This window comes from Streptomyces sp. NPDC042364 (assembly GCF_056437585.1).
On record NZ_JBWKAJ010000008.1, the window covers coordinates 170,651 to 190,951 of the forward strand.

At 74.5% G+C, this 20,301-nt stretch carries 14 protein-coding genes and 1 pseudogene; 12 read left to right on the plus strand and 3 right to left on the minus strand.

The window, feature by feature from the left end:
• The first annotated feature begins 211 nt into the window (after nt 1-211).
• From pgfA to AC067N_RS18440, 11 genes are all read left to right on the plus strand, one after another.
• Nucleotides 212-1,189 carry a cell envelope lipid trafficking protein PgfA gene (gene pgfA / locus AC067N_RS18390; RefSeq protein ID WP_478679929.1) on the plus strand — a complete coding sequence of 326 codons (978 nt, stop codon included), beginning with the start codon at nt 212-214 and terminating at the stop codon, nt 1,187-1,189.
• 339 nt (nt 1,190-1,528) lie between these two features.
• Nucleotides 1,529-2,680 carry a glycosyltransferase family 4 protein gene (locus AC067N_RS18395; RefSeq protein ID WP_478679930.1) on the plus strand — a complete coding sequence of 384 codons (1,152 nt, stop codon included), beginning with the start codon at nt 1,529-1,531 and terminating at the stop codon, nt 2,678-2,680.
• A 41-nt stretch (nt 2,681-2,721) separates the two neighbouring features.
• Nucleotides 2,722-3,522 (plus strand): class I SAM-dependent methyltransferase, encoded by an 801-nt coding sequence (locus AC067N_RS18400; RefSeq protein ID WP_478680115.1) that lies wholly within the window; start codon nt 2,722-2,724, stop codon nt 3,520-3,522.
• On the plus strand, nt 3,519-7,919 hold the full coding sequence (locus AC067N_RS18405) for an alpha-(1->3)-arabinofuranosyltransferase domain-containing protein (protein WP_478680116.1): 4,401 nt from the start codon (nt 3,519-3,521) through the stop codon (nt 7,917-7,919). The genes AC067N_RS18400 and AC067N_RS18405 overlap by 4 nt, the downstream gene beginning before the upstream one ends.
• Entirely contained in the window at nt 7,916-9,346 is a 1,431-nt protein-coding gene (locus tag AC067N_RS18410) for a condensation protein (protein ID WP_478679931.1), read from the plus strand. Before AC067N_RS18405 ends, AC067N_RS18410 begins: the two co-directional genes overlap by 4 nt.
• A 113-nt stretch (nt 9,347-9,459) precedes the next feature.
• Entirely contained in the window at nt 9,460-10,182 is a 723-nt protein-coding gene (locus AC067N_RS18415) for a class I SAM-dependent methyltransferase (protein ID WP_478680117.1), read from the plus strand.
• A 2-nt stretch (nt 10,183-10,184) separates the two neighbouring features.
• Entirely contained in the window at nt 10,185-11,111 is a 927-nt protein-coding gene (locus AC067N_RS18420; RefSeq protein ID WP_478679932.1) for a hypothetical protein, read from the plus strand.
• Complete coding sequence (locus AC067N_RS18425; RefSeq protein ID WP_478679933.1) at nt 11,108-11,347, plus strand: Trm112 family protein; 240 nt, start codon at nt 11,108-11,110, stop codon at nt 11,345-11,347. The genes AC067N_RS18420 and AC067N_RS18425 overlap by 4 nt, the downstream gene beginning before the upstream one ends.
• Nucleotides 11,344-12,162 carry an FkbM family methyltransferase gene (locus AC067N_RS18430; protein ID WP_478679934.1) on the plus strand — a complete coding sequence of 273 codons (819 nt, stop codon included), beginning with the start codon at nt 11,344-11,346 and terminating at the stop codon, nt 12,160-12,162. The genes AC067N_RS18425 and AC067N_RS18430 overlap by 4 nt, the downstream gene beginning before the upstream one ends.
• Nucleotides 12,137-12,733, plus strand: coding sequence for a hypothetical protein (locus AC067N_RS18435; protein ID WP_478679935.1), 597 nt, complete (start codon nt 12,137-12,139; stop codon nt 12,731-12,733). The genes AC067N_RS18430 and AC067N_RS18435 overlap by 26 nt, the downstream gene beginning before the upstream one ends.
• Nucleotides 12,734-12,964: 231 nt before the next feature.
• Complete coding sequence (locus tag AC067N_RS18440) at nt 12,965-13,876, plus strand: MEDS domain-containing protein (protein ID WP_478679936.1); 912 nt, start codon at nt 12,965-12,967, stop codon at nt 13,874-13,876.
• A 22-nt stretch (nt 13,877-13,898) separates the two neighbouring features.
• Here the strand turns inward: AC067N_RS18440 and AC067N_RS18445 are convergent, their stop codons facing one another.
• The 3 genes from AC067N_RS18445 to AC067N_RS18455 form a co-directional block, all read right to left on the minus strand.
• Nucleotides 13,899-16,439 (minus strand): ATP-binding protein, encoded by a 2,541-nt coding sequence (locus AC067N_RS18445; protein ID WP_478679937.1) that lies wholly within the window; start codon nt 16,437-16,439, stop codon nt 13,899-13,901.
• Nucleotides 16,440-16,607: 168 nt separating this feature from the next.
• Nucleotides 16,608-17,534 carry an ATP-grasp domain-containing protein gene (locus AC067N_RS18450; RefSeq protein ID WP_478679938.1) on the minus strand — a complete coding sequence of 309 codons (927 nt, stop codon included), beginning with the start codon at nt 17,532-17,534 and terminating at the stop codon, nt 16,608-16,610.
• A 324-nt stretch (nt 17,535-17,858) separates the two neighbouring features.
• The gene (locus AC067N_RS18455) at nt 17,859-18,749 is read right to left on the minus strand and encodes a DUF3152 domain-containing protein (RefSeq protein ID WP_478680118.1); all 891 of its coding nucleotides are present in this window, start codon (nt 18,747-18,749) and stop codon (nt 17,859-17,861) included.
• Between the two features lie 469 nt (nt 18,750-19,218).
• On the opposite strand from AC067N_RS18455, the pseudogene AC067N_RS18460 reads away from it, so the two are divergent.
• A pseudogene (locus tag AC067N_RS18460) lies at nt 19,219-20,260 on the plus strand (MerR family transcriptional regulator).
• Nucleotides 20,261-20,301 lie beyond the last annotated feature (41 nt).

Genomic DNA, 20,301 nt, shown 5'->3' on the forward strand with positions numbered 1-20,301 from the left:
CTCGTCCACCTCGCCGGGGCCTTCCGACGGCCCCTCAGCCCGCCGTCCGTCGCGGACGTCGGCTCCGGCCCAGTGTCAGCAATGCATTGACACTGCGTCAAGACTCCGCCTACGGTTCCCGGCCCATACGTCACGCGCACATTCCCCCCTGGCGTCGGCCCTTCCGCACGCCTGCCCGAGTCGCACCTTCCAACGCCCCTGGAGTGCCCGGATGCGCCGTACAGCCTCACCCCTCTCCCTGGTCCTGCTGGGCCTCGGCACCTTCCTGCTGGTTCTCGCACCCCTGCTGACCTGGTACGTGGAGCCACGGGCCGCGGTGAACCCGATCGACATCGACACCACCGCCGTCTACACCGGCACGGGCAGCGTCTTCGACGTCGGGCAGGTCAGGACCGTGCCGGACCAGAAGATCACCGTGACCCAGCGGGTACGCGGCGATGTGGCCGAAAGCGAGCGCAGCGGCGCGGCCGTGTGGGACGTGATCACCAGCGTCGACACGGACACGTCGCTGCCGGCCGCCGACCCGCACGACGCGCTGGACTTCACCCCGCACCGCTGGGTCAGCGACCGGAGGACCAACCGGCCGGTGCACTGCTGCGAGGAGAAGCCGTACATCGAGGGCGAGGCGTACCTGAAGTTCCCCTTCGACGTGCGGGAACGCTCCTACCGCTGGTGGGACAACACGCTCGGCGCGACGGTCACGCTCCACTACGAGGGCCGCACGAAGATCCAGGGCTACGAGGGGTTGCGCTTCACGGCGAAGGTGCCGGCCGCGAAGACCGGCACCCGGCTCGTCCCCGGCGCCCTCGTCGACGAGCCGGACCGGCCGCAGGTGCTGGCCGAGGAGTGGTACGCCAACCACGGCATCGAACTCGTCATCGACCAGGCCACGGGGCGTGTGCTCTACGCGCAGACCGGGCCGCGCCGGACCCTGCGGGCGCCGGGCGGCACCGAGGACGCGGCCGTGCTGCTCGACAGCGAGAAGCTGGCGTTCACCACGGCGACCCAGAAGTCCGCGGTGGAGCAGGCCGAGCGGGACAGCGGGCTGCTGCGGCTGGTGGGGCGGACGTTGCCGTTCGGTGCCGCTGTGGCGGGGTTCGTGCTCGCCGCGACCGGTGCCGTTTTGGTGGTGCGCGGCAGGCAGCGCCCCGAAAGGTCCGAGTCGCCCCAGGACCCGATCACGATGTGACAGAACGTCAGTTCAACAAACCCCGGAAATTGTCACGTCGGTGAGTAGCAGCTTCGAAACTCTCGGCGAAAACTATCCACCCCACCCGGGCACAGCCCACCCACACCTCGCTCACGCACACCTCGCCCACGCACACCGACGAGAACCGACCGAGCCGCCTCCACCGGACGCACCACGACCGGAACCCATCCACGACCCGACGCACCACGGCCCGACGCACCACGACCGGGCGCACCGCGACCGGACCGTCCCCCCACACCCGCCCCACCGGAACAACCCTCGCAGCGAACCTCCTTCTCCCCCGCTGAGTTCCGCACCCCGAGACGAGTTGGAGCACCCATGCCCCAGCACGTGCCGTTCTCGCTGGTCGACGCGTTTGCGCGCGGCGTCCGGCACTCCCCGGCGGGCGCCCCACCGCCCCGCCGGATCGTTTTCCTCGCCCGCCGTGACCTCGGTAATCCGGCGGCGGGGGGCTCCGAGCTCCTCGTCCACCGGCTCGCCGAGGGCCTCACGAGACTCGGCCACCAGGTCACCCTGCTCTGCGGGGGCCCGGCCGCCCTGCGCGACTACCGGGTCGTGTCGGCGGGCGGCGACCTGAGCCATCACCTCAGGGCCAGATCCACGCTCGCCCGTCAGGTCGGCGACTGCGATCTGCTCGTCGAGGTGTGCAACGGCATGCCCTATCTGACGCCGCTGTGGCACCGCGGGCCGACGCTGTGCCTCGTCAACCATGTGCACACCGATCTGTGGCAGATGCGGTTCGGCGGGCCGCTGGCGCCCGCGGCCCGGCTCGGCAGAAGACTCGAACACTGGGCGCTGACCGGCGCGCAGCGCGGCAACCTCGTGGTCGCCGTCTCCTCCTCCACGGCGACGGCGCTCCGCGCGATCGGTGTGGAGCGTGACCGGATCCGGGTCGTCCACAACGGGGTCGAGGAGCCGGGGCCGCGTGCCGAGCGGTCGCCCGAGCCGCTGTTCGTGGCCGTCGGACGGCTGGTCGAGTACAAGCGGATCGATCTGCTGCTGCGGCTGTGGGAACGGGTCAGGCCGGTCACGGGCGGGCGGTTGGTCATCGTGGGCGACGGTCCCGAGCGGCGGCGGCTGGAAGCGGCGGCCGGGCCCGGGGTCGAGTTCACCGGGCATGTCTCCGAGGCCGAGAAGCACCGGCTGCTGTGCGCGGCCTGGCTGCTGCTGCATCCGTCGGCCGTGGAGGGGTGGGGGCTCGTCGTCACCGAGGCGGCGGTACGTCGGACACCGTCGGTCGCCTTCGACGTGCCGGGGCTGCGGGACTCCGTCGTGGACGGGGAGACCGGGGTGCTGGCCCGGGGGGAGTCGTCGTTCGCCGCGGCCTGGTGCACGCTCGCGCTGTCCTCCGACCGGCGGGGGCTGATGGGGAAGGCGGCGCAGGAGCGGGCGGCCCGCTACCGGTGGGAGCACACCGTCCGGCAGTTCCGGGCGGTGGCCGCGGAAGCGGTGCGGGGCTGGGGCTCTTGAGCGCGAAACGCGGTGCCTCGACCGCGCGTTGGCGGCTGCGGATGCGTCGTGGCCGGTCGCGCCCACACGGCGGAGCGGCTCGCTTCACGGCCCCGCGAGCCGTGGCGAGCGGCGGGTTCAAGGACCCTTCGCTGCGGCGGTCCGTGGCCCTCTTCCGGGCCTTCATGCGGGAACAGGACGATCCCGGGTACTGCTACTCGCTGCTGGCCCGGGACGCCGTCGACCAGGTCGAGGCGTACGGCGGGGGCGTGGAAGGCCGCACCGTCGTCGATGTCGGCGGGGGCAGCGGGTACTTCACCGAGGAGTTCCGACGGCGAGGGGCGCACGCGTATCTCTTCGAGCCGGATCTCGCCGAGCTGGGGGCCAAGCCGCCCGACGGGGCCGTGGTCGCCGACGGGTATCTGCTGCCGCTGGCCGACGGGGTCGCGGACGTCACGTTCTCCTCCAACGTGCTGGAGCACGTCGCCGATCCGCCGACGTTCATCAGCGAACTGGTGCGGGTCACCCGGCCCGACGGGCTGATCTATGTGTCGTTCACCAACTGGCTGTCCCCGTGGGGCGGGCACGAGTGGGCGCCGTGGCACTACCTGGGGGCGGAGCGGGCGCGGGCCCGCTATCGGCGCCGCACCGGGAAGGACGCCAAGCACACCCTCGGCGAGAACCTCTTCGCCGTGCACATCGGACGCACTCTGCGGCAGGTGCGCGAACGGGACGACGTGACGGTCGTGTCGGCGCGCTCCCGCTACTGGCCGTTTCTCGCGGAGACCGTCGTGAAGGCGCCGGTGCTGCGCGAGTTCGCCACCTGGAACCTCCTTCTCATCCTCCGGCGGTGTCCACCATGACGAGCACGGTCCAGGCTCCACCTCCCGCGCCGGTACGGCCGCCGGGCACGGCCGGGCGGCCCCCCGAGGGGCATCGGTCGCGCCGCTGGCTCCTGGGGTTCTGGGCCGTGGTGTTCGTGCTGCTGGTCGCCGCGCAACCGGGGCGGCAGACGTTCGACACCAAGCTCGGGGTGACGACCGACCCCTGGCAGTTCGTCTCCGACCTCGGGCAGCTGTGGCACGACCGGGGCGGCTTCGGCGGGATCCAGGACCAGTACGTCGGCTATCTGTGGCCGATGCTGCCGTATTACGGGGTGACCGATCTGGTCGGGCTGCCGGTGTGGCTCGCGGAGCGGCTGTGGATGTCGCTGATCGTGTCGGTGGCCTTCTGGGGCGCGCTGCGGCTGGCCGAGCGGCTGAGGATCGGGAGCCCCGCGTCGCGGCTGGTGGCCGCGGCCGCCTACGGGCTGTGGCCGGTGTTCACCACCGTCGTCGGGTCGACGTCCGCGGCCGCGCTGCCGGGGGCCTTCCTGCCGTGGGTGCTGCTGCCGCTGACGGACGAGCGGTACGGCGCGCGGGTGGCCGCGCTGCGGTCGGCGCTGTTCATCCCGTTCATGGGAGGGGTCAACGCCGCCTCCACCCTGGCCTCCCTGCTGCCCGTGGGCCTGTACCTGCTCAGCCGGCCGCCGGGGCCACGGCGGCGGAGACTGATCGCGTGGTGGGTGCCGGGGGTGGTCCTGGCGACCCTGTGGTGGGTGGTGCCGCTGCTGCTGCTCGGCCTCTACGGGGAGAACTTCCTCCCCTATGTGGAGACCTCGCAGACCACCACGGCCACCATGTCCGCCACCGAGGCGCTCAGGGGCGCCGGGAACTGGGTCGGATATCTGCACTTCGGCGAGGCATGGCTGCCGGCCGGCTGGTCCGTGGCCGCGTCGGCGCTGGTGATCCTGTCGTCGGCGCTCGCCGCGGGACTCGGGCTGGCCGGGCTGGCCCGGCGGGACATGCCGGAGCGGCGGTGGCTGGTGCTGACCGTGCTGACGGTCGCGCTCGTCACCCTCGCCGGGTACGCGGGGTCGTTCGGCGCGCCCTTCCACGGGGTGGTCCAGGACCTGCTGAACGGGGCCCTCGTGCCCTTCCGGAACATCTACAAGTTCCAGACGGGGCTGGCGCTCGCCCTGGTCCTCGGTCTGGCGCACGCCGTGGGCGTGGCCGCGCGGGAGCGGGGCGCCCGGCGGGTGCGGGGGCGGCGGTTCGCGCCGCTCGCCGCGGCGGTGGTCGTCCTTCCCGGGCTGCTGTGGCCGTACCTCAACGGGTCGGTGCTGCAGCCCGGTTCGTTCCGGGAGCTGCCGAGGTACTGGCAGGCCACGGCCGACTGGCTGGAGAAGTACTCGCCCGACTCCCGGGCCCTGGTGGTCCCCGCCACCGCGCACGGCATCCACACCTGGGGCTCCACCATCGACCAGCCGCTGGACGTGCTCGCCGAGTCCCGCTGGGCGCAGCGCGACTACGTCCCGTTCGGCACGCCCGGCAACCGGCGCGCGATGGACGCCGTGGAGCAGGCGCTGCTGACCGGCGCCGAGGTGCCGGGGCTCGCGGACTTCCTGAGCCGGGCGGGCCTGTACTACGTCGTCGTCCGCAACGACCTGGACCCCGACCAGATCGGCTCCGTGCCCACGACGACCGTGAAGCGGACCCTGGAGCAGTCCGGGTACGAGCGGGTGAAGGGGCTCGGGCCGGTGATGACCGGCGGGGTGATCGCCGAGAACACCCCGTTGCAGGTGGAGGGGTTGTACGCGCGGCAGCGGGCGGTGGAGATCTACCGGCCGGCCGAGGACGTGCCGCGTCCCGGGCAGGCCGGGCTGAAGGCCATCGCGCACACCGCCGTCGTGTCCGGCGGGCCGGAGTCGCTGCTGCCGCTGGCCGCCGACCCGTCGATGCGGGACCGCGCCACCGTGCTGGCCGGCGACAACCACCCCGGTCTCGGCACCCCGGCCGTGCAGGTGGTCGGCGACGGGCTGCGGCTCGCGGACACCCGTTTCGGCCTGGTCAACGCCAACACGTCGTACACCTACACGGCGGACGAGCGGAACCCGAGCGGCAGCGTGCAGGACGCGGGCGCGAAACCGCGGCAGATCCTGCCCATGAAGGGCCTCGCCCATCAGACGGTGGCGGAGCTGCGCGGCGCGAAGTCCGTCACCGCCTCGACGTCCGGCAACTGGCTGTTCCACCTCCCGCAGTTCGATCCGGTGAACGCCTTCGACGGCGACCCGGAGACGGCCTGGGCGGAGGGCGCGCCGGGCTCGGCGAACGGGCAGTGGCTGCGGATCGGCTTCGAGGGCTCCCAGGACCTTCCCTCGACGTTCGAGGTCACCCCGCTCCCGCAGGACGGGGTCCGGTCGGCGCCCACCAGGATCAAGGTCGAGACCGAGCGGGGCTCACGGTCCACGAACCTCCGGGCCGACGGCTCCACGCAGACGGTCAACGCCCCGCCGGGCGAGTCGGACTGGCTGAGGATCACCGTCCTGGACTCGGCGGAACGGCACGCCGGACTGGTCGGCGCGGGCTTCTCCGAGATCGACATCCCCGGCGTCCGGGTGACCCGGACCCTGCGGCTGCCGACGGACTCCCAGGGCCCCGACAGCCCGGGCGCCGCCGCCGAGGTTGTCTCCCTGCGGCGCGCCGCCGACCCCACCGGGCTCTCCCCCACGGGCACCGAACCGGGCCTGCACCGCGTCTTCGGCACCACCACGGCGGGGACGTTCCAGGTGAGGGCGAGCGCCGTGCCCGTGCCGGGCCGGGAGCTGGACAAGCTGCTGTACGAGGTCGCGCCGGAGCAGGAGAACCGGATCACGGTGACCGCCGACTCCACGGCCTCCCTCGGGGCCGGGCTGTCGCCGCGCAACCTGACCGACGGGGACCTCACCACCGCCTGGATCGCGGGCGACGACCCGACGATCCATCTGCGCTGGGAGGGCAAGCAGCCCGTCGGCTCGCTCGTGCTGGCCCCCGCGGGCGGCCTGTCGGCCCGGGCGGCCGAGGTCGCGATCAGCTCGCCGGACGGCGCGGCGATCGCCGCCGTCGACGAGAACGGCTGGGTCCGCTTCGATCCCATCACCACCGACCGCCTCGACATCACCATCACCGAGACGGCCCGGCTGACCGTCCACAACCCCGTCGCCGGCGACGACCTGCGCCTGCCGGCCGGCCTGGTCGAGGCGTACGTCCCGGCGCTCGCCCCGTACCGCACCCCGCAGCCCGCACCGACCCGCGACTTCGACCTCCCGTGCGGCGAGGGACCGGTCGTCGAGGTGGACGGCAAGCGGTACGAGACGAGCGCGAAGGGGACCGTGCGGGACCTCACCGAGCGCCGCCCGTTGGAGCTGACACTCTGCCAGAACGACCGTCCCGAGGCCGCGTTGGAGCTGGCCGCCGACGAGCGGCACACCGTCGACTCCGACGACTCGGGGGCCCTCGCCGTCACCGAGGTCACGCTCACCCGCGGCACGGTCACCGCACCCGCCGCCACCGGCCGCGACCTGCGCGTACGGGACTGGCTGGGCGACCGCCGCGAGGTGACCGTCGGCGACGGCGCGGCCTCGTACCTCACCACGTACGAGAACCACAACGACGGCTGGAAGGCCACGCTGAACGGCCGTGAGCTCACCCCCGTGCGGCTGGACGGCTGGCAGCAGGGCTGGCGCGTTCCCGGCGGGGCGGGCGGCGCGGTCAAGCTGTCGTACGAGCCGTCCGTGACGTACGAGGCCGGGCTGATCGGCGCCGGTACGGGCCTCGCGGCCCTCGTCGGGCTGGCGCTGTGGCGGCGCCGGGAACCCAACCCGGACGCGCCGCAGCCGGCACCGCCGGGTCCCGGGTTGTGGCTCGGCACCGTCGCCCTCACCCTCGTCGGCATCGTGATCGCGGGATTCCTCGCCCTCCTCGTCCCGCTCCTGGCGCTGCTCGCCCGGAAGCGGCACGCCCTGCTGGTGCCGATCGCGTTCCTCGCGCTCGCCGGGGCGGGGATCGCGGCGGCGGTCGGGGCGGGCGAGCCGGTGGCCGCGGACCGGGGAGCGTTCGGGCCGGTGGCCCAACTCCTGGCCCTGCTCGGCCTGTTCGCGGCACTGGTGAGCGTGGGGTCCGGGGCGGGGTCGTCCCCGGACCGGCCCGGCTCCACGCGGGAGTTCCAGGTCCCGCCGGGCGCGGAGGAGCCGACCGAGCCGTTGCCGCGGCGGACTCGGACCGGCGGGCCCGCCGCGAGCCAGACGATCTCCGCGCGCGGCCCCGGCGTGCCGTACCGGGAGCCGGACACCCCGACCCGCCGGATCCCGCTCACCAAGCCGAAGCCGGGGGCCGCCGGGCAGGAGCCCGGCGCGGGCGGCGTGGACGACAACGACGGCGTCACCGGGAGGGAGCCGACATGACCGCACTGGACCGTCCGGCCCGCGACGACGCGGCCCGAAGCCCCGTCCGCATCCCGTTCCCGGTCGTCGACGAGGTCTCCCGCCACTGCCTCCAGGAGGAGGAACCCGAGACCGTCCACATCGAGGTCCACCTCCCGGGCCGACTCGACCCCGGCCGTCTGCGCGCGGCGTTCGCCGAGGCCCTCCACCGCCACCCCCGCATCCTCATGCGCGAGGCAGCCGCGCGCTGGTACAGCCGCCGCTACGAGTGGGAGCTGACCGAGGAGCCGGAGGTGGAGGTCGTGACGTTCCCTCCCCCGGGCCCGCACGCCCTCCGGGACGCCCGCACCAGGTCCCTGACACAGGCCCCGCCGCTGACCCTGTCCCCGCCGATCCGCCTGGAGGTGGTGGCGGCCGCGGGGCCGGCGGTGGGCAGCGAGGCGTCCGACGCGGTCGGCGTGACAGAGGGCCCACGTGCGTCCGGGAGCACCCCCGCCCCCGCCCCCGCCCCCGCCCCCGCCCCCGCAGGCCCGGAACGCGCCGGCACCGTCCTCTTCCTCACCATCAACCACACCGCCCTGGACGGCCCCGCCTGCCTCCGCATCCTCGCCACCGCGGCGGAGCTGTACGGCGGCGCGGACAACGCCCCCGCCGCGCCCCCCGTCCGCGCCACGACCCCCGACCTGTCCCTGGCCGGTCCCGAGACCCCGTCCACCTGGGCCCCGCCCGCCCGGGTGGCCCCCGGCACCCCCGAGCCCTCCCCGGGCAACGGGCTGCTCGTCACCGAACTCCCCGTGCCCCGCCGCCCCAGGTCCGCCCCGTACACCGTGAACGACCAGCTCATGGTCGCCACGGCCCTGATGCTCGCGCACTGGAACCGGGAACACGGCGCCCACCCCCGCCCCGTGCGCATCACCATGCCCGTGGACGACCGGCCCCGGGACGCGGGCATGCCCATCGGCAACGGCACCCGTCTGGTGGAAGTCGCCTTCCTCCCCCAGGAGTTGGACCAGAGCCGCACTCCCATGGCCGTGCTCCTGCGGCGCACGGCCGACCGCACCCGCGCCCTGAAGTCGCTCAGCAGACCCCAACTGGGCCACGGCGCCTCACTGCTGACCGCCCCGGTCGTCCCCGTCTCCTGGCGCGCGGCCCTCACCCGGGGTCTGCGCCGGATGGCCGCCCCCTGGACGTCGACCACCCTGCTCAGCAACATCGGCCGCATCCCGTACCCCCTGGACTTCGGCGAGGAGGCCGGCCGCGCCCACGCCGTGTGGTTCTCGGCGCCCGCCCGTATGCCGCGCGGCCTCACGGTCACGACCGCCTCCACGGCCGGCCGTCTCCACCTGGCCCTGCGCTGGTCCCGTGCCCTGCTCGGCCACGGCGACGGCGCCCACCTCCGCGACCTCTTCGAGCACTATCTGCACGCGACGGCAGAGGACACCCGGTGATGTCCACGCAGACACCCAGGACGAACATCACGACCGGCACGACCGACACGACCGACACCGCGAACCCGGCCCACACCGCGAACACGACCGGCGCCACGGACGCCGCCCCCGGGCTGCGCGGCTTCTACGAGGACCCGGCCGTCCCCGTCGCCTCCGGCACCCCCCGCAGCCTCCGCCAGGCCCGCATGCTGGCGGAGGCGCTCGGCCCGGCCGCCGCCCACGGCGCCCGCACCATCCTCGACATCGGCTGCGGCGACGGCACCGCCGCCGCGACCGCCGCGCCCCTGCTGCCCGGCCACCGCCTCGTCGGCGTCGACTGGTCCCAGGACGCCCTCCGCCGGGCCCGAGCCCGTCTGCCCCACGCCGTCCGCGGCGAACTCACCGACGGGGGACTGCCGTTCAGGTCCGAGTCCGCCGACGCCGTGCTGTTCAGCGAGGTGATCGAGCACCTCGTCGACCCGGACGCGGCCCTCGACGAGATCCGCCGTGTGCTGCGCCCCGGGGGCCATCTGATGCTCTCCACCCCGAACCTCGCCGCCTGGTACAACCGGGCCCTGCTGCTCGCGGGTGTCCAGCCGGTGTTCTCGGAGGTCAGCCTGCGCGGCATCCACGGCCGCCCGGGCACCGAGGTGGTGGGCCATCTGCGGCTCTACACGGCCCGCGCGCTGAGGGAGTTCGTGGCCGCGTCGGGCTTCGAGGTCGTACGGCTGCGGGGCGCGCCCTTCCACGGCGTACCGCGGCCGATGCGCCCGCTGGACCGGCTGGCGTGCGCGGCCCCGTCGGCCGCGTCGATCCTGCTGCTGCACGCGCGCAGGCCGTCGGCCCGGGGGGCCTGACGATGTGGTGGGGAGTGGCCGCGGCGCTGCTGGCGAACGCGCTGTACAGCACCGGGTTCGTGCTGGAGAAACGGGCGCTCGGCGCACTGCCCCAGGTGTCGGTGCGGCAGCCGGTGAGGCTGCTGCGGCTGGTCCTCGGCAGCCCGCTGTGGATCGGGGGTTCGCTGGCGCTGGCCGCCGGGTTCGCGGCGCAGCTCGCGGTGTACCGGACGCTGCCGATCGCCGCCGCCCAGGGCATCTTCGTCTCCGGGCTCGTGCTGCTGGTCCTGCTGTCGGCGCGGCTGCTCGGCGAGGAGACGACGGGCCGGGAACGGTACGCGCTGGCCGCCATCCTGGCCGCGCTGCTGATGGTGGTGCTGTCGCTGGACGAGGGTTCCGACACGGTCAGCCGCGAGGCCCCGTACGCGCTGGTCCTGACGGTCTGTCTGCCGTCGCTGGCGCTGGGCGTGTGGCTGTACCGGTCCGCGGAGCGGCGGGCCCGGCACCGGCACCGGCTGCCCACGACGGGGGTCGAGTACGGCGTGGCCGTGGGCCTGCTGTACGGCGTCAGCTCCCTCGCGATCAAGGGCGTGTCCGGCTACCTCACCGCCGGTGGGATCGGGGACGCGGTGGTCGGTGTGCTGCGCTCCCCGTACCCGTATCTCCTGCTGTTCACCGGCGCGTTCGGCCTGGTCATGTCGCAGGCGGCGCTGCAGCGCTGCCGCGCCTCGCTGATCGTGCCGGTGTGCACGACGGTGACCTCCCTGTTCACGGCCGTGCTCGGCACGCTGTCGTTCGGCGAGTCGCTGCCCGACGATCCGCCGCGGCTGGCGCTGCGGCTGTCCGGCACGGTGCTGGCGGTCGGCGTGCTGCTGAGCATGCCCAGGCACGACGCGCCTCCGCCGGTGCCCCGACCCCCCTCCCCCGCCAAGGAGTTGACTCCGCCATGAACCCCGACGACCCGTTGCTGCAGATCCTCGCGTGCCCGCTCGACAAGGGCCCGCTGCATCTGGTGGTCCCCGAAGAGGGGCCGGAGGAGGCCCCGCGGGCGCCGGAGTCGCTCTACAACCCGCGGCTGCACCGCCGTTACCCGATCGTCGACGGCATCCCGCAGCTGCTGCCGTCCTCGGGCGAGCAGGTCACGGAGGACGAACACGAGGAACTGCTGAGGAGGATGTGTTCATGACCACGCTCGCCGCCCGGTTCGCGCCGCTCCTGCCCGACCGGGCGGTCGCCGCGACCGCCCGGTTCGTCTACCCCCGCTTCGAGCCCGAGCTTGCCCGGCTCGACGAGTTGTGCCCACCGGACTGCGGCACGGCCGTGGACGTCGGCGGCTGGTACGGCCCGTGGACGCACCGTCTCGCCAGACGTGCCGCACGGGTGGTGACCGTCGAGCCGGTGCCCCGGCTGGCCCGGCTGCTCGTCGCGGGCGCCCCCGGCAACGTGCGCGTCGTCCAGGCCGCCGCCTCCGACCGGCCGGGCACCGCCCGGCTGTGGCTGCCGCCGGGCGACGACGGCGGCCGGGGCGTGTCCTCCCTGGTCCGCAGGGACATCCACGCCCGCGCCCTCGACGTACCGTGCGTCACCCTCGACGGTCTCGGACTGACCGAGGTCGGCTTCATGAAGATCGACGTGGACGGCAACGAGCCGGCGGTGCTGCGCGGTGCCTCCGAAATCCTCGCCCGTGATCGGCCGGCGCTCTTCGTCGAGCTGGAGTCCCGTATCCAGCCGATCACCCCGGTCGTCGACCTCCTCGCCGGCCTCGGCTACACCGGCTGGGTGCTGCCCGCCGGGACCTGGCACCGGCTGAACCCGGCCGTACTGGAGGCCCACCAGGCGCGAACCTCGTACGTGGCGTCGCACGGTCTGCTGCGCCGCGTGCTGCCGTTCGGGGGGCCGCGCTACGTCAACTCGGTGCTGTTCCTCCCGGACGGGCGCCGCCCGGGCGCGCGGCCCGTGCGGGAGCATGGCTCCCATGCCCTCCGCGAAGCGCCCCGGTAGCCCCTCGGGGCCGTTCACCCCGCTCGACTTCCAGCTGGTCCTGCTGCGGCGCATGGCCGACCACAATCCGGGGCTCGTCGAGGAGGCCCGGCGGGCGCTGGGGGTGTCGATCGCCGAGATGCGCGAGGCGAACAGGCGGTGGCAGGCGATGGTCCGCTCACCCCGGGCGCGGGGCGCCGCCGCGCGGTACCGGTCCGTCCTCGGAGCGCCGGAGGCCGTGGTCCCGCGGCGCATCGGCGACCTGGACTGCGAGGCCCGGCGGTGGCCGGTGCCGCTCTGGGCGGACCTGCGGTTCGAGGTGCTGGTCGGGCCGGACGGTGCGGTGTGGAACGAGTGGCTCGTCCGGGCGCCGGGGGCCTCCGGCCCCGCACCGGTCACGCTGGAGGACCTCACCCCGTGGTCGTGCACGGTCGACGAGGTGGCCCGCGCGTTCGCCCCCGCCCGTCCGCTGGAGGGGTCGGCACCGACGCGGTGGGGGCTGGCGTTCGTCGCGCCGGACGCGCGGGGGGTGCGGCGGGAGGCCGTGGCCGAGTTCACGTGGGGATTGTTGCAGCGGGTGAGCGCCCCCTGACCCGCGTGGTCCGCGCGCCGTGGCGGCGGCCGGGCGGTTCGCGGCCGGGCACGTCGGCGGCGGCGCCCCCGGTATGCGGCAGCGGGCCCTGGTTGCGGACGTGACCGTTCATCCCCGTCCACCATTCGCTCTCCCCCGAGCCCAAGTCGGCCAGTCGCGATCATCACGTCGATGCCGGCCCGCAAGGGCTTACCCTCCGCGCAGAGTCACATGTCGCCAGGGAGGCACCCGATGTCGTCCGAACGTTCCCCGGAGCGTCGCACCGTGTCCGTCGACGGGCTGCGGCTGGGGGATCACGCGTGCATGACGACGGCGGACGTGGCCGGTGAGTCTCCGTGGAAGGTGTTCACCGCGTACACCCGGACCAGTCTGGCGCGCCGGGAGAAGGTGCTGCTGGTGCTGGACCCGGACGACCTGACGGACGACGAGGTGGTCACGCTGCTGGACGGGGGCAGTGGCCAGGCGGTGGCGGCGCGGGACCGCGGGCAGCTGGCGGTGAGGCGGAACACGGAGATCTACGTCCCCGACGGCCGCTTCGAGGAGCAGCGCACGATCGACGCCTACGGCACCGAAACCGGCCGCTCCCACGCGGAGGGCTGGTCGGGGCTGCGGATCGCCGCCGACATGAGCTGGGCGCCCCGGGTGCGTCTCGACCACGAGCGGCTGCTGGACTACGAGGCGTCGGTGGCGCCGCTGTTCGCGGACCCGTTGTTCACCGCGATCTGCTGGTACGACCGGCGGCGGTTCGACGACGACCTGACGGCCCGTGTCGCCCAGGCGCACCCGCTGCGGGTCGTGGAACGGCTCGACTCGCCGGCCCCCACCGGGACCCCGGTGGCCGGCCGGACCGCCGGAACCGCGGCGGCGGGCACGCGCACGGACTTCGTGGAGGCCCTGCGGGAGGCCCTGGACCGCGGGGACGACTCCGGGCCCGGTCACTTCGTCCTCGATCTGCGGGACCTGTGCTTCATGGAGGCGCACTGCGCCTGGCAGCTGATCAGTCTCGCCGCGTCCCTTCCTCCCGGCAGCGATGTGACCGTGCGCTGCGGGGAACTGCTCGCGCTGGTGCTGGAGCAGCTGGGCGCCGCGGAGGTGCCGCAGCTGGTGGTCAGGGTGGAGGGCGAGGAGGCGGCGGCCGGGTGACCCGGCGGGTGCCCCTTCGCGCCTAGGACCACGACCGCGCGCTGAACCAGGCCGCCACCTGGCTGCGGTTGCGGAAGCCCAGCTTGGCCAGGATCCGTTCGACATGGCCCTCGGCGGTGCGGCGGGCGATGACGAGATGGTCGGCGATCTGCTTGTTGGTGCGGCCCTGGGCGACGAGGGCCGCGACCTGGAGTTCCCGCCGGGTGAGCGGCACGGGGTCGGCGGGCGGTCCGGCGGTCGCGGCGCTGCCGGGGGCGGGATTCCCGGCCGGGTACCGGCCCACGCGTAAGTCGGGGGCGGGCTCCATCGGGACGGCGGGGGCGGGGCCCGTACGGCCGACGGGGGCGGGGCCTGCGTGTGCGGCGGGGGCGGCGCCCCTCGGCGCGCTCGGGACGGGGCTCCCGTGCACGACGGCATCCTCGCGCAAGGCCGCCGTCCCCGCCCGCTCCCCGCCCTCGGCGAGGGCGTACGCGACGCTCTCCTCGGGCGACAGGCCGGCGCCGCGCCGGCGGGCCCGTTCGTAGGCGGGGTCGCCGAGGACCTGACGGGCACGGTGTTCGGCGACGCCCGGCCGGCCCGCTCGCCGGGCGGTCGTGCAGTCGCCGCCGATGGCGTGCCGGATGCGGTCGACGGCACCGTGCAGGACCGCGGCCCGCTCGGCCCGCCCCGCCAGGGCCTCGGCGGCGGCGAGCAGATCGAGGGTCCGGGCGAGGCTCTGGTGCTGGCGCGCGGTGTACGGCAGCCGCAGGCAGGCCCGCGCGTGCTCGGCGGCCCGCTCGTACTCCCCGGCCGACCAGTGGGCGAGGGCGAGCGTGCGCAGCGCCCAGGAGCGGGCCCACTGTTCGCCGTGCGCCTCGCACAGGGCGACGGCCTCGGCGCACAGCGGGATCGCGTCGGCGGCGCGGCCCCGGCTGACGAGGGTGCAGGCCAGCTCGACCCGGGTGAGGACCACGAAGGAGGCGCTGGAGGTCCGGGCACGGTCGGGGCCGAGGGTGAGGGGCGGCGGCGCGGGCACCGGGAGCTCCCGGTCGTCGGCGGGTGCGTGCCGTTCGGGGTCGAGTCCGGCCAGGACGGCGGCCGAGCGGCTGTGGACCAGTGAGGTGAGGGCGCCCGTCCACAGGGCGCGGGTCAGTGACTCGTCCGGCCGGGCCCCCGCCAGCAGCGCGCCGTCCATCCAGTGCCGGCCCTCGCCCCAGGCGCCGTACGCCACCCAGTGGAACCACAGGGTGGAGGCGAGCCGCAGCCCGTGCTGCGCCTCACCGGGGGTGGTGAGGCAGAAGTCCAGCGCGGCCCGGAAGTCGTCCTGGTCGATGCGCAGCCGTTCGGTGATGTCGACCTGGTCGGGGCCGAACCAGGCCCGCTCGTACTCGGCGCCCAGCCGGGCGAAGTGGTCGCGGTGCCGTCGCCGGGTGGCGACCGTCTCCCCCAGGTCGTTCAGCTTCTCCAGGCCGTAGTCGCGCAGGGAGACCAGCAGCCGGTAGCGCACCCGGCCGTCGTGCTCCTCCCGGACGAGCACCGACTTGTCGACGAGCCCGGCGACCGCGTCGAGCACGTCGGCCCCGCCGGTCGCACCCGCACCGGTTCCGCCCCCGCCGGCCCCGGTTCCGCCGGTTCCGTGCCCGCCTGTTCCGTGCCCGCCTGTTCCGACCTCGCCGCAGACGGCCTCGGCCGCGGCCAGGTCGAAGCCGCCGACGAACACCGACAGCCGCGCCCACACCGTCTGTTCCTCGGGGGTGCACAGTTCGTGGCTCCAGTCGACGGCGGAGCGCAGGGTGCGGTGGCGGGGAGCGGAGGTGGGGCTGCCGCAGGTGAGCAGCCGGTAGCGGTCGTCGAGGCGTTCGACGAGCTGCTCCACCCCGAGGGCACGGACCCGGACGGCCGCGAGTTCGATGGCGAGCGGCAGCCCGTCGAGGCGCCGGCAGAGGCGGGCCACGGCCCGCTGGTTGGCCGTGCCGACCGTGAAGCCGGGGACCACCGCCGCCGCCCGGTCCGCGAACAGCCGCAGCGCCGGGAACGTCTCGACCGCCGCCGGGCCCAGCTCCTCCGCCTCGGGCGCGGGCAGCGGCGGCACCTCGAAGAGCCGCTCCCCGACCAGCCCGAGCCGGTGCCTGCTGGTGGCGAGGATCCGTACGTCCTCGGTGGCCGCCAGCACGGTCCCGGCGAGCGTGGCGCAACTGCGCGGCACATGCTCGCAGTTGTCGAGCACGATCAGCGACCGCCGGTTTCGCAGGTACTCGACGAGGACGTCCAGCGGCGGCCGTACGGTCTCGTTGCGCACCCCGAGCGCGTCGTTCACGGCGTGCGGGACGAACGCCTCGTCGCGCAGCGCGGCCAGCGGCACGAGCCACACACCGTCCGGGAAGGACCGCGCGACCTGTTCCGCGACATGTCCGGCGAGCCGGGTCTTGCCCACCCCGCCGGGCCCCGTCAGCGTCAGCAGTCTCCCCGCCGACAGCAACCGTCTGACTTCCGCCGCCTCGTCCCGCCGCCCCACGAAGCTCGTCAGCTCCGCCGGGAAGCCGGAGGTGCGCCGCGACTCCGATCCGCCCACGACCCCGGTCACGCCCTCACTTGTGGTTCCCGTACAGGTTGTTGTAACCGAGAAGACCAGCCACCGGGCACGGCCGATCCGCCGCGGACCCGGATTTGCCGCCGGTTCGGGTGAGCGTCCCGGACCGTCCGGGCAGGGTCCGGCCCCGACGGGGACGCGGGCGGGCCCCGGGCCGCGAGGTCACCCCGCGGCGGCCGCCAGCACCGCCTCGACGACCCGACCCACCGACTCCGGGTGCAGCCACAGGAACAGGTTCGGCTCGACGAGTTCCACCTCCATGACGCACGGCCGCCCGTCCTGCCCGGTGACGAGGTCCACCCGCGCGTACAGCAGCTCCGGCTTGCCCGGTACCGCCGCCAACGCCCGCCCGGCCACGGAGAGTTCCTCCTCGGTCGGCGTCCAGCGCCCCAGATCGGGGTGGGCCACCTTGTCCGCGTCGTACGCCGTGCCCGGCGACAGCACCGCGCCCTTGCGGCTGGCGTGCAGCAGCCGGCCGCCGAAGAACTGCAGCGCCCGCTCCCCCTCGGTGTCGATGCTGGTCACGAACGGCTGCACCATCGCGGTGAGCCCCTCGGCGTGCATCCGCTCGACATGCCGTGCGGCGATCTCCCGCTGCTCCGCGCCGGCCCCGTACCGGGCGGCGAACCGGGCCCCGGCCCCGGAGGTCGGCTTGACCACGTACTCGTGCGCGTCCGGCAGTTCCACCGGGTCGCCCGGCGCGAGATAGGCGGTCGGCACGACGGGCACCCCGGCCCGCGCGAGGTCGCCGATGTACCGCTTGTCGGTGTTCCAGTGGACGACGTCGGCCGGGTTGGCGAGCCGCGTCACTCTGCCGCACCTCTCCACCCACGCCGTGAACTCGGCCGCGCGCCAGCTGTAGTCCCAGGTGGAGCGGATCACGACGAGATCGTGGGCGGACCAGTCCGCGTCCGCGTCGTCCCAGTGCACGGCCTCCGCCTCGGCCCCGGCCTCCCGCAGCGCGCCCACCAGCACCGGCAGATCCCGGTCGGCGCCGGCCTCCGCGCCGGGGTCGTAGGTCGCGAGGGCGATACGGGGGGAGGCGGTGCGGGGCACGGGGACTCCGTTCTCGGACGTGGGCGTGTACATGGGCTCGTACGTGGATTCTCACGTGGTCTCGTGCGCGGGCCGTACGGGGGGTCCCTACGGCGGCTCGTACGGGGTTCTCAGGGCGGCTCGTGAACGGCTCGTACGGGGTTCTCACGGCGGCTCGTGAACGGCTCGTACGGGGTTCTCACGGCGGCTCGTGAACGGCTCGTACGGGGTTCTCACGGCGGCTCGTCCGTGCGTGCACGCCTGGACGGCTGCCCGTGCGTCCGCTCTCCGGCGCAGGCTGACAACCGCGGACGCCGGGCCGGGGGCCGGTCGAGCCCTCGACCGGGGACACGCACGCCCCGCCGGGCCGGCCGCCCGTCACGGCACGGCGGGCCCTGTGATGAGCCGGCCCTTCGCGTCGTACGGCCAGACATTGGGGACGCAGCCCTTCATGCCCTTGATCTGCTGCATCATGGCGGGGGCCGGCTCGCCCTCGCCGGGGCAGCCGACATGGCCGTGGCCGAGGAAGTGGCCGACCTCGTGGTTGATGATGAGGGCGCGGTAGGCCGTGACGTCGTCGGCGTAGACGGGGGTCGCCAGTTCCCAGCGCTTGAGGTTGACCATGACGTTGTCGTCGACGTTGCAGTTGACCTCGCCGCCGGTGTCGAGGCCGAACGCGCCGCAGATGTCGTCGACGGTGCCCGGGGTGGCGACCTTCACCACGAAGTCGGTGGCGCCGCCGGAGACCCGCTGGAACGCCGAGTCGCCGTCCGCCGTCCAGCCGCGGGGATCGGCCAGGATGCGCTCCACCTCCTCCGCGACATCGGCGGCGGACAGGGACAGCCCCTTCTCGACCTCGACCCGGTAGCGCAGGGCCTTGCCCTCGCCCACCTTGGGCCCGGTGCCGGGAGCCTTGGTGAAGGTGCCCGGCCCGGACTCGGGGATGGTGCGCCCGGACGGCGAGGGCGAGCCGCCCGCCGAACCCCGGGACGGACCGCGGGACGAACCGCGGGACGAACCGCCGGCCGAGTCGCGGTCCGAGTCGCCGGCCGGACCGCGGGACGAACCCCCGGCCGAGTCGTCGGCCGAGCCGCTCGGCGACGTACCGGGCGAGGCGGACGGGGCGCGGCTTGCACCGGGGCCCGACGTGCGCCGGGACCGCTCCGGTTCGGACTCGGCGGAGCCGGTGGGCCGGACCCGGACGGACTCGTCCCGGTCGGCGGGCGCCCAGCCCACCGCCGCGAACCCGGCGGCGCCGAGGACGGCGATCGCCCCCAGCCCGCCCCACAGACGACCCGACCCCGTAAGCCCCTTGCCGGGACGCGCCTTCCCCCGGCGGCCCCGGCCCGTGCGAGCCCTGCCCTCACGACCCGCGCCCTCACGGCCCGTGTCCGCGCCGTCCTCGGCAGGGCGGCCCCGGCCCGCGCGGGCGGGAGTCCTGCGGCGACGCCCGCCGCCCTTGGCCCGGCGCCCGGAGGGCTCCGCGGAGCCGCTCCGGCGGCGACGGTCACGGGAAGACGTTGCTCTGCGCTCGGTCATATTCCTTCAGAGTGTGATCAGGTTGTGATCGGATGAGACCCGATCGATCACGAAACGATAACGGATGATCGGCGCTGTTTCGAATCGGCGGTTGACCTTCACCTTCGGTGAAGCCCCAGCATCGGGAGCGGAACGAGGAACAGCCGGGACCAGGTGAACCGGCGCGCGCAAAGGGGGAGTTGTGGCCGAAACCGGAGCCATGCTGACGATCGGGGCCTTCGCGAAGGCATGCCGGCTGTCGCCCAAGGCCCTGCGGCTCTACGACGAGTTGGACCTCCTGCGCCCCGCCCGGGTCGACCCCGGCACCGGCTACCGCTACTACGCCACCGGGCAGTTGGAACAGGCCCGGCTGGTGGCATGGCTGCGCCGCCTCGGCATGCCGCTCGCCCGTATCCGTACGGTGTGCGCGCTGCCGCCCGGCCCGGGAGATCCGGGCGTACTGGGCCGGGGTCGAGGCCGACACGGCCGCCCGGCGCGAGCTGGCGGCGTTCCTCGTGGACCACCTCACCGACACCCCGGGGAAGGACACCACCGTGCTGGAACTCCGTTACGCCGCTCTCTCCGACACCGGACTCGTGCGCGCCGCCAACCAGGACACCGCGTACGCCGGTGCCCGTCTCCTCGCCGTGGCCGACGGCTTCGGACCCGGCGGGGCCCACGTGAGCACGGCCGCCGTGGAGGCGCTGAAGACCCTGGACCGCGAGCCCCTCCCCGCGAGCGACGTGCTGAACCTGCTGGAGGACGCGGTACGGGACGCCATGAGCGCCGTGCGCGCCGGCTCGGCGACCGAGGACGACGGCACCACCCTGACCGCCATGCTCTGGACCGGCTCCCGGCTCGCCCTCGTCCACATCGGGGACTCCCGCGCGTACCTCCTGCGCGACGGCGAGCTGTTCCTGATCACCCACGACCACACCGTGGTGCAGTCGCTGATCGACGAGGGCCGGCTGACCCCCGAGGAGGCGGCGACCCATCCTCAACCGGCGCTGCTGCTCAAGGCGTTGACGATCCGCGAGGAGACCCCCACCCCCGACCTGGCCCTCCGGGACGCCCACCCCGGCGACCGCTACCTCCTCTGCTCCGACGGCCTCCCCGCGGTCGTCGCCGACCCGGACATCCGGCGGATCCTTGCCTCGGCCGAGAGCCCCGGGACCGCCGTGGAGACCCTGGTCGCCGAGGCGAACGGGGCGGGCGGACCGGACAATGTCAGCTGTGTGGTGGCGGATGTGGTGGACCGGTAGCGACCGAGAGCGGGGCCAGGGCCAGGGCCGGTGCCGGCCCC

Excerpts from the sequence above, each read along its gene's own strand:
- AC067N_RS18405 (WP_478680116.1), top strand. The coding sequence starts at position 3,519 with ATGACGAGCACGGTCCAGGCTCCACCTCCCGCGCCGGTACGGCCGCCG.
- pgfA (WP_478679929.1), top strand. The coding sequence starts at position 212 with ATGCGCCGTACAGCCTCACCCCTCTCCCTGGTCCTGCTGGGCCTCGGC.
- AC067N_RS18450 (WP_478679938.1), bottom strand. The coding sequence starts at position 17,534 with ATGTACACGCCCACGTCCGAGAACGGAGTCCCCGTGCCCCGCACCGCC.
- AC067N_RS18435 (WP_478679935.1), top strand. The coding sequence starts at position 12,137 with ATGCCCTCCGCGAAGCGCCCCGGTAGCCCCTCGGGGCCGTTCACCCCG.
- AC067N_RS18410 (WP_478679931.1), top strand. The coding sequence starts at position 7,916 with ATGACCGCACTGGACCGTCCGGCCCGCGACGACGCGGCCCGAAGCCCC.
- AC067N_RS18430 (WP_478679934.1), top strand. The coding sequence starts at position 11,344 with ATGACCACGCTCGCCGCCCGGTTCGCGCCGCTCCTGCCCGACCGGGCG.
- AC067N_RS18400 (WP_478680115.1), top strand. The coding sequence starts at position 2,722 with ATGCGTCGTGGCCGGTCGCGCCCACACGGCGGAGCGGCTCGCTTCACG.
- AC067N_RS18420 (WP_478679932.1), top strand. The coding sequence starts at position 10,185 with ATGTGGTGGGGAGTGGCCGCGGCGCTGCTGGCGAACGCGCTGTACAGC.
- AC067N_RS18425 (WP_478679933.1), top strand. The coding sequence starts at position 11,108 with ATGAACCCCGACGACCCGTTGCTGCAGATCCTCGCGTGCCCGCTCGAC.
- AC067N_RS18395 (WP_478679930.1), top strand. The coding sequence starts at position 1,529 with ATGCCCCAGCACGTGCCGTTCTCGCTGGTCGACGCGTTTGCGCGCGGC.
- AC067N_RS18440 (WP_478679936.1), top strand. The coding sequence starts at position 12,965 with ATGTCGTCCGAACGTTCCCCGGAGCGTCGCACCGTGTCCGTCGACGGG.